The organism is Candidatus Thiothrix putei (assembly GCA_029972225.1).
Classification (GTDB): Bacteria; Pseudomonadota; Gammaproteobacteria; order Thiotrichales; family Thiotrichaceae; genus Thiothrix; species Thiothrix putei.
Window position 1 is genome coordinate 1981203 of the sequence record CP124756.1, and the last position, 16878, is coordinate 1998080.

The window sequence follows — 16878 nt, forward strand, 5'->3', positions numbered from 1 at the left end:
CTGCTTAAATTACTATCATTGGTAATTATGGGGCGGGCAGCTCTCACGGCTGCCACATAAATCAAGGGGCAATTCATGGGCGATGTCTGTTCGAGAGTCAGCGATACGGTGATTATTGCACATCAGCGTGAGAAGGATGGTGCAAAGCAAACGTTGCAGCAGCACTTGCAAGGTGTAGCCACTCTTTCAAAAACGGCAGCGGCAAAACTGGGGCTGGATGATGCAGGTGAGTTGATTGGCTTACTGCACGATCTTGGCAAGTACAGCAAAGAGTTTCAGGACTACATCAATTCGGCGCTTGGCAATATTGATTCAGATGCTGACGATTACGTGGATGCCAAAGGCAAAAAAGGCAAGGTTGACCATTCTACGGCTGGTGCACAAGCCATTTGGGATGTGCTATCACCGCAAGGGCAACTCCAATCCATCACGGCACAAATTCTTGCGCTTTGTATCGCTTCTCACCACTCAGGTCTGATTGATTGCCTTGAGTCGAATAGTCATACACCTGCTTGGGATAAATTTTCCCACCGAATGCGTAAGCCGGAAGATCGTGCCCATCTCGACGAAGCCCTGTCAAAAATGGATGAAGCCATTCGGCAACGTTTCCAGCAATTGATGGCATCACCGACCCTACATGAATCCGTCATCAATAAGCTGACAGACATTGGCAAGCAAAACAAAGGCGGTGCGCTGACTGCCAGTTTCAAGCAAGGGTTGTTAGTCAGATTATTGTTCAGTTGCCTGATTGATGCTGACCGAGTGGATACGGCCGATTTTGAAAATCCAATCGCTGCGCAAAAACGCTTGAAAGGGCGTTATGCCAGTTTCGACAAGCTGATTGATAGACTGGAAACAAAACTCGTCAGCTTCAAGGCGGATACGGATGTCAATAAAATCCGTAAGCAGATTTCCGATCATTGTTTGCAACGTGCTGGCAGCAAACCCGGTATTTTCACGTTGTCCGTTCCCACAGGGGGTGGCAAGACGTTGGCAAGTCTGCGTTTTGCCCTAAACCACGCCCAAACGCATGAGTTGGAACGAATCATTTACATCATTCCTTTCACCTCCATCATTGACCAGAATGCAGAGGAAACCCGCAAGATTCTTGAACCAATAGGCAGTGGTGATGAAGGCAATATCGTGCTGGAATACCATTCCAACCTGACGCCTGAAGAACAGACGTGGAAAACCAAAATTCTCTCAGAAAATTGGGATGCATCTGTGGTTTACACGACGATGGTACAGTTCCTTGAGACGCTGTTTGGCTCAGGGACTCGTGGCGCACGCCGGATGCACCAACTCTCCAAATCCGTATTGATCTTTGATGAGATTCAAACCCTGCCCATCAATTGTGTTCACCTGTTCAATAATGCTATCCACTTTTTGGTTGATCATTGCGGTAGTTCAGTGGTGTTGTGTACGGCAACCCAGCCTTTATTGAATGAAGTTGATCCGAAAAAAGGTCGGATTGAACTTGCGCCTGATAGTGAAATGATGCCCGAAGTCAAAGAACTGTTTGCGGATTTGCGGCGTGTTGAAGTCATTGATCAGCAGAAACCGGGTGGTTGGAGCTTTGATGAGGTGGCTGATCTTGCTATCGAAGAAATCACGCAATGCGGTAGTTGCCTTGTCATCGTCAATACCAAAAAAGCGGCGCAAAAAATCTTTGAGCTTTGCAAATCACAAATGGATAACAACATTTTCCATTTGAGCACCAGCATGTGTCCGGCGCATCGTAAAGCGATATTAAGCCAAGTCAGGCAGTTGCTTGAGGCAGATGAAGACGTGCTGTGTATCAGCACCCAATTGATAGAAGCTGGGGTGGATGTCGATTTTGGTGCTGTCATTCGTTTTACGGCTGGACTGGATTCGATTGCACAAGCCGCAGGGCGGTGTAATCGGAACGGTAAACGTCCCACGAAAGGGCGTGTCAGTATTGTGAATCCAGCCGAGGAAAACCTCGATATGCTGCCTAGCATCAAGGAAGGTAAGCAGATCACGGAACGCTTACTGGGTGAGTTTGCGGAAAATCCTGAACGGTTTGATCAGGGTGATTTGATTGGCCCGACGGCGATGCAGTGGTATTTCCGTTACTACTTCTTTGAGCGACAGGATGAAATGACCTACCCGGTCAAGTCTATCGGTTGGGATGATAACTTACTGGGCTTGCTATCGAGCAATGAGAAGCTGGTTCAGGATTTTGCACGGGTGAACAACACCAAACCAGCCATTTATTTCAAACAGTCTTTTATGACCTCTGCCAAAGCCTTCAAAGCCATTGATGCCCCAACCCGTGGAATCATTGTGCCGTATGATAAGCGTGGCAACGAAATCATCACCGCTTTGTGTGCCGTTTACGAACCCGATAAGCAATTTGCTCTGCTGCGAGAAGCGCAGCAATACACCGTCAATATTTTTCCTAATCTGCTGACAGCGTTGGATGAGGCTGAAGCCATTCATGCCGTTCAGGACGGTATCGACATTTTGTACCTGATGAAACCAGAGTATTACAGCGAACACTTTGGACTTGCGGATCTCCCAACCCAAAAGGGGACAAACTTTTATGATTTTTAGATCAAGAACCTACGAGTTCAAATTGTGGGGTCGATACGCCCTATTCACTGATCCTGTCACTAAGATTGGTGGGGAAAAGTGTTCGTACCATATCCCGACTTATGAAGCTCTGAAGGGTGTTGCGAAGTCGATTTATTGGAAGCCGACTATTGTGTGGGTGATTGATGAGGTTCGTATCATGAAACCCATCCGCACCCAAACCAAAGGGACGAAGCCACTCGTATTTAGTGGTGGGAATACCTTAGCTATCTATACCTTTCTCGCCGATGCGGAATATCAAGTACGAGCGCATTTTGAATGGAATCTCCAACGTCCAGAACTGGAACATGACCGCAATGCCGCCAAACATTTGGCGATGGCGGAACGCGCATTGAAGCGGGGTGGGCGACAGGATATTTTTCTCGGCACTCGTGACTGTCAGGGTTACGTTGAGCCGTGCGAGTTTGGTGCTGGCGAAGGGCATTACGACAACATCGACGAGTTGGGTTTTGGGTTGATGTTCCACGGTTTTGATTACCCCGATGAAACAGGCGGCAATGAATTACATGCACGTTTTTGGTATCCGACGATGAAAAAAGGTGTGATCTGTTTTGACAGACCGGAACAATGCCAAACCAGAAAATACGTGCGCGAGATGGAATCAAAGCCATTCAATCAGGGCAAGAACTTTTCGGTATTGACCGATGAGGAGATTGAAGCATGAGCTGGTTACAACAACTGTATGACACCTATGAAGAATGCAGCAAAGTACCTGAATTTGTTTCAGGCGATAATCCACTGCTGCCTATTTGCCATACCACGCAAAACGCCCATATCGAGGTTGTTTTGGATGGAGAGGGGCATTTTTTACGGGCGAAAGTGCTATCCAAAGGTGAGTTGCTAACTGTTGTACCTTGTACAGAAGGTTCGGCGGGGCGTTCCGGTAGTAAGCCTGTCAATCATCCACTATGCGATAAGTTGCAATATGTGGCGGGTGATTACGTGGCGGTAGGCGGTGATGTGACGGTGGGATTCAGCAAAAATTCTCAAGAACCTTATCAGAATTACCTGTCACAACTTGCAGCGTGGGTAAATTCTTCAGCTTCTCACCCTAAAGCCAAGGCTATTTATGAGTACGTTAGCAAGGGAACGCTGATTGCCGATTTGGTGAAAGCACAATGCTTGTTTCTGGATGATAAGCAGCAATTGCTGAAAAAATGGGATAAAGCTGAAGATGCGCCTGCCATTTTCAAAATCTTGCCTGCTGGACAAACCGCTGAAGCGGCTTTTATTCGTTGGCGTGTAGAAACACCAAGCGAGTTGGCAACGGCAACGTGGGAAGATCACAACCTAATGTCGGCATGGATTCGCTTTTATAATCAGCGCGAATCAACCAAAGGCTTGTGCATGGTGACAGGTGAAACGGTTGCTTTAGCCACTCAGCATCCATCCGGTATTCGGCATGGTGCTGATAAAGCCAAGCTAATTTCATCTAACGATTCATCGGGTTATACCTTTCGGGGGCGATTTACAGATAGCGAGGGTTCGCAAGCGTGTTCGGTATCATCCGAGGTTTCCCAAAAATCCCATAATGCGTTGCGTTGGTTAGTACAACGTAAACAAGCGTACCGTTTTGGCGATCAGGTGTTTGTGTCATGGGCGAAATCAGGGGAAGAAATTCCTGACCCATTCGCCGATAGCCATGCGTTATTAGGTACTGAACCGGAAGAGGCTGAAACCACCAATATTGGCGATGTCGGGCAGGCATTTGCTAAACGCTTGTCGAAAAAAATCGCTGGTTATCAGACTAATATCGCTGATACCTCCAATATCATCGTCATGGGTTTGGATTCTGCAACACCGGGGCGGATGGCGATTACGTTTTATCGTGAATTAGAACGCTCCGAGTTTTTGGCGCGTCTTGAACAATGGCATACACAATTTGCATGGCATCAGAATTTCAGTAAGGACGTTAAATTCATTGGTACGCCAGCACCCAGAGATATTGCTGAAGCGGCTTACGGACGACGTTTGGATGACAAACTGAAAAAGGCAGTCGTAGAGCGATTGCTACCGTGCATTATCGACCAACACCCCTTTCCGAATGATTTGATGTTTTCCACGATTCAGCGTGTTTCCAACCGTGTCGGAATGGATGGGTGGGAGTGGGAAAAAACATTAGGCATTGCTTGTTCCCTGTTTCGGGGAACGCATCAACAGGAGAATTACCGTATGAGTTTGGAAGAAGACCGCACAACCCGCGATTACCTGTATGGTCGTTTGCTGGCTGTGGCGGATTATATTGAAGAAGTTTCGTTGTCAGACAGTGAAAAGAACCGTCAAACCAATGCGGCTAGATTTATGCAACGGTTTGCCAGTAACCCTTACAAAACATGGCCGATGCTGTATGACCAGTTAACGCCTTACATTGCCAGATTGAAAGCCAACCGTAAGGGTTTGTGGATCAAACTCGAAAATTTGCTGGATGACATCAAATGCAAATTCACAGCAGAGATTTTTACGGATAACGCCCAGCTTTCCGGTGAATACCTGTTGGCTTATCACTGCCAGCGTAAAGAGCTTTGGAAGAAGATTGAAAAAGACACTGCAACCGACCAGTCCGACGATTAATACAAGGAATTCAACACATGACATTGCAAAACAAAATTGATTTCGCGGTTATTCTGCGTGTGAAAAATGCTAATCCGAATGGTGATCCACTCAATGGCAATCGTCCACGTACTGATTATTCAGGAGTTGGTGAAATTACCGATGTGGCGATTAAACGCAAGATTCGGGATCGGCTATTAGAAAAAGGCTACCCGATTTTTGTGCAATCCGATGATCGTAAGAATGACGATGCGACCAGCTTGCAAGATCGTGCTGATAAGCTGTTGGGTAAAAAACTCAGTAGAGAGACAGCATGTGAGGCTTGGTTTGATGTTAGGGCATTTGGGCAAGTATTCGCTTTCAAATCAAAGGATAAAAAAGCAGGTGATGGTGTTTCTATTCCTGTGCGTGGCCCGGTGAGTATTCAATCGGCTTTCAGTACTGAGCCTGTTAACGTGACCAGTACCCAAATCACCAAAAGCGTCAGCGGCGAAGGCGATGGTACAAAACGGGGTTCTGACACAATGGGGATGAAGCACCGCGTGGATAACGGTATCTACGTTTTCAAAGGCAGCATGAATCCGCAATTGGCAGAGAGAACCGGGTTCAGTGATGCGGATGCTGCGGTACTTAAAGAAGTGTTACCTAAGCTGTTTGAGAACGATGCGTCATCTGCCCGACCTGAAGGCAGTATGGAAGTGCTGAAGGTGTTCTGGTGGCAACACAATTCCAAGGGTGGGCAGTATTCTTCTGCCAAGGTTCATCAGACATTGAAGGATGTTAAGCCTGACGGTTCGTTTGAACTGGCTGCGTTAGAGGGTTTGCAGGTTGAAATTCTGGATGGGTTTTGATGGATTGCAACACGGTTACTTTCAGTAGTGAAGCTGGTACACTCTTGAGTATGACTTGTCATACAAAAGGGTATTGCCATGAGAATTAATGCAAGACTGGATGATAGCTACGAGCGCAAGTTTCAGCTTGTGCAGCAGCGCGAGCGGAAGAACCGTTCTGACATTTTGAAAGAGGCGTTGGATAGCTATTTTGCAATCAAGCTTCGCCAAGATGAGGACGAGGCGTTAGCGAAAAACCAGAAACTGTTACAGATGCTGGGCGGTATTATGTCTGCTCCGGCAGATAGTTCTGTGAATTACAAAAAGTACGTGAAAGGGTATCTGGATGAAAAATTCGGTCATCGCTGATACGGGATTCTGGGTCGCCTTACTCAACAAGGATGATGCTTTTCACACGCAAGCAACCACCTATCTGGCGGGTTGTCGTCAAACCTTGGTCACAACCTGGCCTGTGATTACCGAGGCTTGTTATATGTTGTTGAGCCGTCGCGGAATTCAGGCGGTTCGACAATTTCTGGATATGGGGGCGCAGGGGTATTTTGTGATAGTTCCGTTGGAAGTCGAGCAATTGCAACATGCCGCCACATTGATGGAAAAGTATGCCGATTTGCCAATGGATTTGGCAGATGCTTCGATGGTGTTACTGGCTGAAGCCTTGGGGCATGGTCGAATTCTCTCCACTGACCAGCGCGATTTCGATTGTTACCGCTGGAAAAGTCGTCAACCCTTTGAGAACTTGTTGCTACCCAATGTCTGAACCACTCCTCCCCATCATGCTTTCCGCACTGCAACACTACAGCTATTGCCCGCGTCAGTGTGCGTTGATCCATCAGGAGCAGACGTTTGATGACAATGTGCATACGGTGCGCGGCAATTTGGCGCATGAGCGTGTGGATAGTGGTGAAAGTGGCACGGAATATGGGGTGCGGGTGGAGCGTTCGTTGCCGTTGTACAGCGAACGTTATGGGCTGACGGGTAGGGCGGATGCGGTGGAGTTTCTTGATGATGGCACGCCTTACCCCATCGAATACAAGCAGGGTTCGCGCCAGAAGAAAATGCACGATGATGTGCAATTGGTGGGGCAGGCGTTGTGTTTGGAGGAAATGACGGGGAAGGTTGTGCCGGAAGGCGCGATTTTCCACCATAAAAGCCGTCGTCGCCGCGCTGTGCCGATTACGCCGGAGTTGCGTGAATTCACCATTGGTTTGATTGCGAAGGTGCGGGCGTTGCTGGAATCGGGGCAGATGCCGCCGCCTGTGGATGAACGGGCGTTATGTAAGGAATGTTCGTTGCAGGACAGTTGTCAGCCGGATTTGATGGGCAATCGGGGGCGTATTCGCCGTTTGCATGAGCGTTTGTATGACGCGGATGATGAGGGGGATGCGTGAAACAATTACTCAATACCTTGTATGTGTCGACTGATGGGGCGTACCTGCGGTTGGAGGGTGAAACGCTGGTGTTGTCGGTGGATAAGGTGAAGAAGCATCAAGTACCGCTGCATCATTTGGGTGCGATTGTGTGTCTGGGGCGGGTGGCTATTAGCCCAGCGTTGATGGCGCGGAGTATGGAAGACGGGCGCAGCATTGTGTGGTTGAGTGAACACGGGCGGTTTCAGGCACGGGTGGAAGGCCCGGTGAATGGCAATATTTTGTTGCGGCAGGCGCAGTTTCGGGCGGCTGATCGTGTTGAAACTGCACTGGAAATCAGCAAGGCATTCATCGCGGGTAAGTTGCGCAATAGCCGTAATGTGTTGTTGCGCAGTGCGCGTGATAGCAAGGATGAGGCGGCGAAAACGCAATTGGTGCGGGCAGCGAAGTCGTTAGCGATTAATTTGCGCAATTTGGCTCATGCGGAATCGGCGGCGTCGGTGCTGGGCTTGGAAGGCGATGCGGCGCGGGTGTATTTCGAGCAGTTTAATACGATGATCAAGCCGCAGATGCGCGAGGAATTTGAGTACAAGGGGCGTAGTCGGCGTCCGCCGAAGGATACGGTGAATGCGTTGATTTCGTTCTTGTATGCGTTGTTGCTGAATGATTGTCGCAGTGCGTTGGAGACTGTGGGGCTTGATCCGCAGTTGGGGTTTTTCCATGTGGTGCGCCCCGGTCGCCCTGCGTTGGCGTTGGATTTGTTGGAGGAGTTTCGGGCGGTGCTGGGGGATCGGTTGGCGTTGACGTTGATCAATCGCGGGCAGTTGCGGCAGAAGGATTTTGATCTTCGCCCCGGTGGTGCGGTGATGCTGAATGATAGCGGGCGTAAGACGGTAATCATGGCGTATCAGGAGCGCAAGAAGGAAACGTTGCAGCATCCGGTGTTAGAGTCACAGGTGGAGATTGGGTTACTGCCGTTGCTTCAGGCGCGGATGTTGGCGCGGTATTTGCGCGGGGATGTAGAGGCATATATCCCGTTCTTTAACAAATGAGAAAATCGAATGTTGATTTTGGTGAGTTATGATGTTTCGACGCTGGAAGCGGCGGGGCGCAAGCGGTTGCGGCGGGTGGCGAAGGTTTGCCAGAATTATGGGCAGCGAGTGCAGAAGTCGGTGTTTGAGTGCAAGGTGGATGCGATGACGCTGGAAATTTTGCAGGACGCGCTGCTGAAGGAGATCAGTCTGACGGAGGATAATTTGCGGATTTACCGTTTGACTGAACCGCTGACTAAGAACGTGAAGGAGTTTGGCAAGTTTCGGGCGATGGACTTTGATGCGCCGTTGATTTTGTGAGATTTAAAATGCAATCTAACCTTATGATTTTATGATTTTATGATGAATGTGCTATAATCCTTAGGTGAACTGGCGAGACGCGAACCTGTAGCAATGGTGAATTAGCGGGGGGGGTCGCGGAATCGTAACCTATTGATTTTATTTGGAGCGAAACAATGAACCCTAGCCGCGATCCATCCTTCTCGTCCCCACCTTTTTGGCTCGCGCAACCTCGTCAAAAATCTCTTGTATTTTATGCCCTTACAGATGGGCGATTCTCCCGGCTTTATTAGTTGGGAGTGGATTGAAACACTGATCGGGGCTTTTACGTTCCATCCACTGGTATTCTCCCGGCTTTATTAGTTGGGAGTGGATTGAAACCTTTATCCGTATCCAAGGCTCACCGGCTCGCGTGTATTCTCCCGGCTTTATTAGTTGGGAGTGGATTGAAACGCGTTGGAGATTCGCGCCGCCAGTTACCAAACGCTGCATTCTCCCGGCTTTATTAGTTGGGAGTGGATTGAAACATCCTCGTAATCAGATAGACACATATCAAAAGTGTATTCTCCCGGCTTTATTAGTTGGGAGTGGATTGAAACCTCATTTGTTTTGCCAACGCCCGAAATTATTTGATTCTCCCGGCTTTATTAGTTGGGAGTGGATTGAAACTCCCGCTCAGTGTCATATATGGCAATGCGCGAATATTCTCCCGGCTTTATTAGTTGGGAGTGGATTGAAACATCGGTGGCGTCATCCACTGCGCGGTCATAAGCAGATTCTCCCGGCTTTATTAGTTGGGAGTGGATTGAAACAAAAAGCGTGGGCAACGCTACGTTACCCACGCCCACATTCTCCCGGCTTTATTAGTTGGGAGTGGATTGAAACAGGTGATGAGCAACGGATTCTGTTTGCCGAACAACAGATTCTCCCGGCTTTATTAGTTGGGAGTGGATTGAAACTGAACTTGACTTACAGCACGTTGTAGAGGAAATAGAATTCTCCCGGCTTTATTAGTTGGGAGTGGATTGAAACTACTTTAGACCAGGAACATGGTGAATGTGACTGTATTCTCCCGGCTTTATTAGTTGGGAGTGGATTGAAACACACCAAGAACCATCAGGCCAGATGCAAAGGTTTATTCTCCCGGCTTTATTAGTTGGGAGTGGATTGAAACATCCAGTCCATGTACAGCCATTTTGATAGCCAGATAATTCTCCCGGCTTTATTAGTTGGGAGTGGATTGAAACTTACATCTGTAAGCTATTTCTAGATTAGCTTACCTATTCTCCCGGCTTTATTAGTTGGGAGTGGATTGAAACTTCTCTGGTGTGCTTGTTGGTGGCCTTTGGGCTGATTCTCCCGGCTTTATTAGTTGGGAGTGGATTGAAACCTCGTTGTTAAAAAAATCATGGGGTAGCTTGTTACATTCTCCCGGCTTTATTAGTTGGGAGTGGATTGAAACTCAACACGCCCTTAGCTCCTTGCGTACCGCTAACATTCTCCCGGCTTTATTAGTTGGGAGTGGATTGAAACCAATGCTATGGATTTTCCCGTCGTCTTGGTTGTTATTCTCCCGGCTTTATTAGTTGGGAGTGGATTGAAACCCCTTGATTTTATTGTATTTTGTATATAATGAGATTCTCCCGGCTTTATTAGTTGGGAGTGGATTGAAACTCGTGAGCCACTTTCTTTTCTAGGGCGATGACTTATTCTCCCGGCTTTATTAGTTGGGAGTGGATTGAAACACAAGACACCACCGAGACACTGAGAGACACCCCAATTCTCCCGGCTTTATTAGTTGGGAGTGGATTGAAACCACCACCCCGAATCCTTCCCCCTTGATCCATTCCGCATTCTCCCGGCTTTATTAGTTGGGAGTGGATTGAAACATAACGGTCGTAGTCGTCACAGTAGCGGCTCTCGTATTCTCCCGGCTTTATTAGTTGGGAGTGGATTGAAACAGCCGCCGCTTTAAGCGTTGGGTCACTGCCTAATGGCATTCTCCCGGCTTTATTAGTTGGGAGTGGATTGAAACAATGCTGGCGACTATTTACGCCTCCTCCCAGCCCTGATTCTCCCGGCTTTATTAGTTGGGAGTGGATTGAAACAATATCTGCTGCCAGCGTAGTTTGGTTAACTGTCTATTCTCCCGGCTTTATTAGTTGGGAGTGGATTGAAACAAGCCGCGATTGCAAAGAAAGACGAACAGGCAAGATTCTCCCGGCTTTATTAGTTGGGAGTGGATTGAAACGCGGGATAAAAACGCCAGTACCTGCTTAGCAATGATTCTCCCGGCTTTATTAGTTGGGAGTGGATTGAAACCACTATGCCCGCACAGTCACGCATAGAGGCACAGGATTCTCCCGGCTTTATTAGTTGGGAGTGGATTGAAACAATAGCGCCATCGGGTCAGGGATCGAAAACCATTATTCTCCCGGCTTTATTAGTTGGGAGTGGATTGAAACAATGCTGGCGACTATTTACGCCTCCTCCCAGCCCTGCATTCTCCCGGCTTTATTAGTTGGGAGTGGATTGAAACCGCGATGACCGTTTAAAAGTAACGGCGGCATTAATTATTCTCCCGGCTTTATTAGTTGGGAGTGGATTGAAACATACTCTAACGTCGCCGTGCCAGTCATCCTAGGTTATTCTCCCGGCTTTATTAGTTGGGAGTGGATTGAAACTTTTTAAGGGATGCACTGCGCAATCAGCCATCAATATTCTCCCGGCTTTATTAGTTGGGAGTGGATTGAAACAACAGTTGGGGACGTTACTACCACGACCACGACCACATTCTCCCGGCTTTATTAGTTGGGAGTGGATTGAAACTTGTGGGGCTGCTGCTGCGCTCGATTTACTTGGGTATTCTCCCTGCTTTATTAGTTGGGAGTGGATTGAAACCTTTACCCATCAAAAATTCACTTAAATTTATATCATTCTCCCGGCTTTATTAGTTGGGAGTGGATTGAAACCACTCAAACGACTGCAACTTGTGGCTCTGTGCCGATTCTCCCGGCTTTATTAGTTGGGAGTGGATTGAAACGTTCCAGTCCGCTTTTCCACCCGCCTCACGGATGATTCTCCCGGCTTTATTAGTTGGGAGTGGATTGAAACATCCACTGTGAGCCGTCCCACTCCATCACCCGCATTCTCCCGGCTTTATTAGTTGGGAGTGGATTGAAACACGGTCACGTTGAGGGTTTGGTGGTGAAATGGCTATTCTCCCGGCTTTATTAGTTGGGAGTGGATTGAAACTGCCATATTTTCACCTCCTGCATTGAATGGTGATATTCTCCCGGCTTTATTAGTTGGGAGTGGATTGAAACCGTCATTGCCTATCTCTCAGAAAAACGCACGGCATTCTCCCGGCTTTATTAGTTGGGAGTGGATTGAAACTCCCGTTGGTCGAAGGCCAACAAGGTGGGTACAACCATTCTCCCGGCTTTATTAGTTGGGAGTGGATTGAAACATCCCGAAAGGCTCACAGATCAATTCTGAGCGTTCATTCTCCCGGCTTTATTAGTTGGGAGTGGATTGAAACACCCCCACGGCCTCACGTTGTGGGGGTTCGGGCAGGGATTCTCCCGGCTTTATTAGTTGGGAGTGGATTGAAACACCCCCACGGCCTCACGTTGTGGGGGTTCGGGCATTCTCCCGGCTTTATTAGTTGGGAGTGGATTGAAACGCAGCCTGCGTCTGCTTTTTATTCGTTGCCATGTCATTCTCCCGGCTTTATTAGTTGGGAGTGGATTGAAACAGACTGAAGCGCCGCATAGTCAAAAGTCGTGGTATATTCTCCCGGCTTTATTAGTTGGGAGTGGATTGAAACTGACTAGGAGTTTTGTTATGAAATAGTGGTGCAGCATTCTCCCGGCTTTATTAGTTGGGAGTGGATTGAAACAATGGCGTTTTTCGGGTTGTGGTAAGGGTTGGGGAATTCTCCCGGCTTTATTAGTTGGGAGTGGATTGAAACTTAGCTAATATAGTACGAATGCGCGGGATATACAATTCTCCCGGCTTTATTAGTTGGGAGTGGATTGAAACCAGTCGGATACAAGCGCCTTCGCGCTGGAAAAAACATTCTCCCGGCTTTATTAGTTGGGAGTGGATTGAAACAACCACACGCTGATACTGTCGCCGTTTGCGTCAAATTCTCCCGGCTTTATTAGTTGGGAGTGGATTGAAACAATCGCATCGCACGTACTTGTACTACTCCACCAACATTCTCCCGGCTTTATTAGTTGGGAGTGGATTGAAACACCATATTGCTCTAGTGCTTTGGTGCGTAGATTCAATTCTCCCGGCTTTATTAGTTGGGAGTGGATTGAAACATCCACTGTGAGCCGTCCCACTCCATCACCCGCATTCTCCCGGCTTTATTAGTTGGGAGTGGATTGAAACCAACACCTTGCAGCCCTTAAGCGCCTCCACTTCGGATTCTCCCGGCTTTATTAGTTGGGAGTGGATTGAAACTCTCGATTATCTGAGTGAGTCAGAGCGCAACCGCTATTCTCCCGGCTTTATTAGTTGGGAGTGGATTGAAACTTTCAAAATCTGGATAATTTCCGCGTTCATGCTCATTCTCCCGGCTTTATTAGTTGGGAGTGGATTGAAACATTATTTCGCACTCCCATCATTTAGCCACGCCTGAATTCTCCCGGCTTTATTAGTTGGGAGTGGATTGAAACCTCTGAATCCATTGGGTGAATGATTGCCTTAGAGCCGATTCTCCCGGCTTTATTAGTTGGGAGTGGATTGAAACCTCTTGTCGCTTGTACTAATCAGCTTCTTTGAATATATTCTCCCGGCTTTATTAGTTGGGAGTGGATTGAAACGTTTCCACGATCGGAATAGGTGCTAATACTGCCATATTCTCCCGGCTTTATTAGTTGGGAGTGGATTGAAACAGGAAATGTGACGGACACAAAAAAGCCGGATTGCATTCTCCCGGCTTTATTAGTTGGGAGTGGATTGAAACATCACAGCCGTCACAAAACCCGCCAACAAGCCGCATTCTCCCGGCTTTATTAGTTGGGAGTGGATTGAAACGTCATTAAATACCTTACCCGCGTTATATTCCTGCATTCTCCCGGCTTTATTAGTTGGGAGTGGATTGAAACGCGTTTAATCGCGTATTTGTGTTGCCGTGCAAGATATTCTCCCGGCTTTATTAGTTGGGAGTGGATTGAAACACCAGTGGATGGTAATTTGATTCGTCCTTTTCCAATTCTCCCGGCTTTATTAGTTGGGAGTGGATTGAAACACGACTTTGGGAGCGGTGGCGTACCCCTCGCTGGTATTCTCCCGGCTTTATTAGTTGGGAGTGGATTGAAACTTACCGCCTGCGACATTGCCCGAACCGTACAAAATATTCTCCCGGCTTTATTAGTTGGGAGTGGATTGAAACACTCATTTGCCGAATCACTGGAATACGTCACTACATTCTCCCGGCTTTATTAGTTGGGAGTGGATTGAAACGGCATTTACGCCTTTTATCGCACCAGATGCGGCAGATTCTCCCGGCTTTATTAGTTGGGAGTGGATTGAAACACCTGACAAAAGACGGGCGAAAAGCAGACGATGAAATTCTCCCGGCTTTATTAGTTGGGAGTGGATTGAAACGTCTGTGGACTTGTCCCAATACTTATCTAAGCAGATTCTCCCGGCTTTATTAGTTGGGAGTGGATTGAAACGAACTTAAACAAGCCGGATAACATAAGGAAACCAAATTCTCCCGGCTTTATTAGTTGGGAGTGGATTGAAACCATCTGCTCAGAATGTCCAGAATCCATATACGTAATTCTCCCGGCTTTATTAGTTGGGAGTGGATTGAAACTTTGCAATCGCGGCTTGAAATTCTTTTGCCTGCTATTCTCCCGGCTTTATTAGTTGGGAGTGGATTGAAACTTTTCTCGCTGCTTCGAGTTGCTGAACGGGTATAAATTCTCCCGGCTTTATTAGTTGGGAGTGGATTGAAACGTACTATATTAGCTAAACCTGCATTGATTCAGTCATTCTCCCGGCTTTATTAGTTGGGAGTGGATTGAAACATTAATGCGCCGCCTGTTTCGTTCCGTCAGTTCCAAATTCTCCCGGCTTTATTAGTTGGGAGTGGATTGAAACAGTGATTCAAACGTATCAGCGCCTATTACCGAGCTATTCTCCCGGCTTTATTAGTTGGGAGTGGATTGAAACTGCCAATCGGCACATAACAAAACTACGACTAATCGATTCTCCCGGCTTTATTAGTTGGGAGTGGATTGAAACTGAAAAATACCGGTCTAGCATTGAATCGACTACTGATTCTCCCGGCTTTATTAGTTGGGAGTGGATTGAAACGCCGCTTGTATCATTGTCTGCAAACACTAACAAACATTCTCCCGGCTTTATTAGTTGGGAGTGGATTGAAACCTAAACTGAGTCTTGCCTCTCCCTTTCTTCAAGATTCTCCCGGCTTTATTAGTTGGGAGTGGATTGAAACAAGATAGGGCGAAAAGTCCAAACCATCGGGAATAGTATTCTCCCGGCTTTATTAGTTGGGAGTGGATTGAAACCTGAAGACCTGGAAGATGAACCGCTGGACGATCTGCATTCTCCCGGCTTTATTAGTTGGGAGTGGATTGAAACGGGCAGGGTTGGGGAACGGCTTACGCCCGCAGAGGATTCTCCCGGCTTTATTAGTTGGGAGTGGATTGAAACTTCGTCAGAAAGGGTTACATTAAAGCGGTGAGTCATATTCTCCCGGCTTTATTAGTTGGGAGTGGATTGAAACCCGCGTTGCACCCCATGCCTGCAATCCGTAGGAAATTCTCCCGGCTTTATTAGTTGGGAGTGGATTGAAACCAGCAGTGCCAGCTTTTCGCTAAGATCAGTGGTTATTCTCCCGGCTTTATTAGTTGGGAGTGGATTGAAACACGGGCATATTGCGCACGCGCATATTCGGTTGCAAATTCTCCCGGCTTTATTAGTTGGGAGTGGATTGAAACATTGATCAAGGTTGCAGAAAAATTAGCAGTGGCTGCATTCTCCCGGCTTTATTAGTTGGGAGTGGATTGAAACAATGCGAGTTGTGAGCGCTTCGGTGGCGGCATTAACCATTCTCCCGGCTTTATTAGTTGGGAGTGGATTGAAACTCCGCTTGATTTAAACATTGATATGCCAATTTTTGCAATTCTCCCGGCTTTATTAGTTGGGAGTGGATTGAAACATCAATAACCGCGTAGTATTTGCTGAATAGGTTGTATTCTCCCGGCTTTATTAGTTGGGAGTGGATTGAAACAAGCTGCACCGCTGCCTGAGTTGCTTTAACTGTCCAATTCTCCCGGCTTTATTAGTTGGGAGTGGATTGAAACAATTTGAGCACAGAGCCACTGAAAAGCAAAAGCATTCTCCCGGCTTTATTAGTTGGGAGTGGATTGAAACAACCACACGCTGATACTGTCGCCGTTTGCGTCAAATTCTCCCGGCTTTATTAGTTGGGAGTGGATTGAAACAAGCAATCATTGAAACCATGCTTGACGAACTGAAAATTCTCCCGGCTTTATTAGTTGGGAGTGGATTGAAACAATTTGAGCACAGAGCCACTGAAAAGCAAAAGCATTCTCCCGGCTTTATTAGTTGGGAGTGGATTGAAACAACCACACGCTGATACTGTCGCCGTTTGCGTCAAATTCTCCCGGCTTTATTAGTTGGGAGTGGATTGAAACAAGCAATCATTGAAACCATGCTTGACGAACTGAAAATTCTCCCGGCTTTATTAGTTGGGAGTGGATTGAAACCTTCATCGCCCACTCTTTCAGCTCTCTGTCACTGATTCTCCCGGCTTTATTAGTTGGGAGTGGATTGACAAGTGTTGATATGCGCGGGGCAATCCCTGCAATTTGTGTTCTCCCGGCTTTATTAGTCGGGAGTGGATTGACATCGCAAAGTTTAAAACGTGCATGGCGTACTTCCCGTGTTCTCCCGGCTTTATTAGTCGGGAGTGGATTGAAACATTATGGGCGTTGCTCTTGGTGTTCGCGCCTAACGATTCTCCCGGCTTTATTAGTCGGGAGTGGATTGAAACTCACATGAGCCTGTATTATTAATAAGTACTTAGGCATAAGTTACTCGGAACTTTGCAATCGTAACCGATTGATTTGTAAGGGGTGGTTTTTCCGAAAA

Annotated in this window: 9 protein-coding genes and 1 CRISPR repeat array; all 9 genes read left to right on the forward strand. The window is 47.4% G+C overall.

Annotated elements, in window-relative coordinates; genetic code table 11:
- Window positions 1–75: 75 nt before the first annotated feature.
- The 9 genes from cas3 to cas2 all read left to right on the forward strand — a co-directional run bounded on the left by cas3 (window position 76) and on the right by cas2 (window position 8736).
- On the forward strand, window positions 76–2577 hold the full coding sequence (gene cas3 / locus QJT81_10270) for a CRISPR-associated helicase Cas3' (protein ID WGZ96317.1): 2502 nt from the start codon (window positions 76–78) through the stop codon (window positions 2575–2577).
- A complete protein-coding gene (gene cas5c / locus QJT81_10275; protein ID WGZ96318.1) occupies window positions 2567–3280 on the forward strand; it encodes a type I-C CRISPR-associated protein Cas5c in 714 nt (237 codons plus the stop codon). Before cas3 ends, cas5c begins: the two co-directional genes overlap by 11 nt.
- Window positions 3277–5187 (forward strand): type I-C CRISPR-associated protein Cas8c/Csd1, encoded by a 1911-nt coding sequence (gene cas8c / locus QJT81_10280; GenBank protein WGZ96319.1) that lies wholly within the window; start codon window positions 3277–3279, stop codon window positions 5185–5187. The genes cas5c and cas8c overlap by 4 nt, the downstream gene beginning before the upstream one ends.
- A gap of 17 nt (window positions 5188–5204) precedes the next feature.
- Window positions 5205–6017, forward strand: coding sequence for a type I-C CRISPR-associated protein Cas7/Csd2 (gene cas7c, locus QJT81_10285; protein ID WGZ96320.1), 813 nt, complete (start codon window positions 5205–5207; stop codon window positions 6015–6017).
- Between the two features lie 78 nt (window positions 6018–6095).
- A complete protein-coding gene (locus QJT81_10290) occupies window positions 6096–6365 on the forward strand; it encodes a hypothetical protein (protein ID WGZ96321.1) in 270 nt (89 codons plus the stop codon).
- The gene (locus QJT81_10295) at window positions 6343–6774 is read left to right on the forward strand and encodes a PIN domain-containing protein (protein ID WGZ96322.1); all 432 of its coding nucleotides are present in this window, start codon (window positions 6343–6345) and stop codon (window positions 6772–6774) included. The genes QJT81_10290 and QJT81_10295 overlap by 23 nt, the downstream gene beginning before the upstream one ends.
- On the forward strand, window positions 6767–7405 hold the full coding sequence (gene cas4, locus QJT81_10300) for a CRISPR-associated protein Cas4 (protein ID WGZ96323.1): 639 nt from the start codon (window positions 6767–6769) through the stop codon (window positions 7403–7405). Before QJT81_10295 ends, cas4 begins: the two co-directional genes overlap by 8 nt.
- The gene (cas1c, locus tag QJT81_10305) at window positions 7402–8436 is read left to right on the forward strand and encodes a type I-C CRISPR-associated endonuclease Cas1c (GenBank protein WGZ96324.1); all 1035 of its coding nucleotides are present in this window, start codon (window positions 7402–7404) and stop codon (window positions 8434–8436) included. Before cas4 ends, cas1c begins: the two co-directional genes overlap by 4 nt.
- 9 nt (window positions 8437–8445) lie before the next feature.
- Window positions 8446–8736, forward strand: coding sequence for a CRISPR-associated endonuclease Cas2 (gene cas2 / locus QJT81_10310; GenBank protein WGZ96325.1), 291 nt, complete (start codon window positions 8446–8448; stop codon window positions 8734–8736).
- Between the two features lie 253 nt (window positions 8737–8989).
- Window positions 8990–16780: a CRISPR direct-repeat array (repeat unit 37 nt; unit sequence ATTCTCCCGGCTTTATTAGTTGGGAGTGGATTGAAAC).
- Window positions 16781–16878: the final 98 nt, after the last annotated feature.

Excerpts from the sequence above, each read along its gene's own strand:
- QJT81_10295 (WGZ96322.1), top strand. The coding sequence starts at position 6,343 with ATGAAAAATTCGGTCATCGCTGATACGGGATTCTGGGTCGCCTTACTC.
- cas4 (WGZ96323.1), top strand. The coding sequence starts at position 6,767 with ATGTCTGAACCACTCCTCCCCATCATGCTTTCCGCACTGCAACACTAC.
- cas8c (WGZ96319.1), top strand. The coding sequence starts at position 3,277 with ATGAGCTGGTTACAACAACTGTATGACACCTATGAAGAATGCAGCAAA.
- cas2 (WGZ96325.1), top strand. The coding sequence starts at position 8,446 with ATGTTGATTTTGGTGAGTTATGATGTTTCGACGCTGGAAGCGGCGGGG.
- cas5c (WGZ96318.1), top strand. The coding sequence starts at position 2,567 with ATGATTTTTAGATCAAGAACCTACGAGTTCAAATTGTGGGGTCGATAC.
- cas3 (WGZ96317.1), top strand. The coding sequence starts at position 76 with ATGGGCGATGTCTGTTCGAGAGTCAGCGATACGGTGATTATTGCACAT.
- cas7c (WGZ96320.1), top strand. The coding sequence starts at position 5,205 with ATGACATTGCAAAACAAAATTGATTTCGCGGTTATTCTGCGTGTGAAA.
- QJT81_10290 (WGZ96321.1), top strand. The coding sequence starts at position 6,096 with ATGAGAATTAATGCAAGACTGGATGATAGCTACGAGCGCAAGTTTCAG.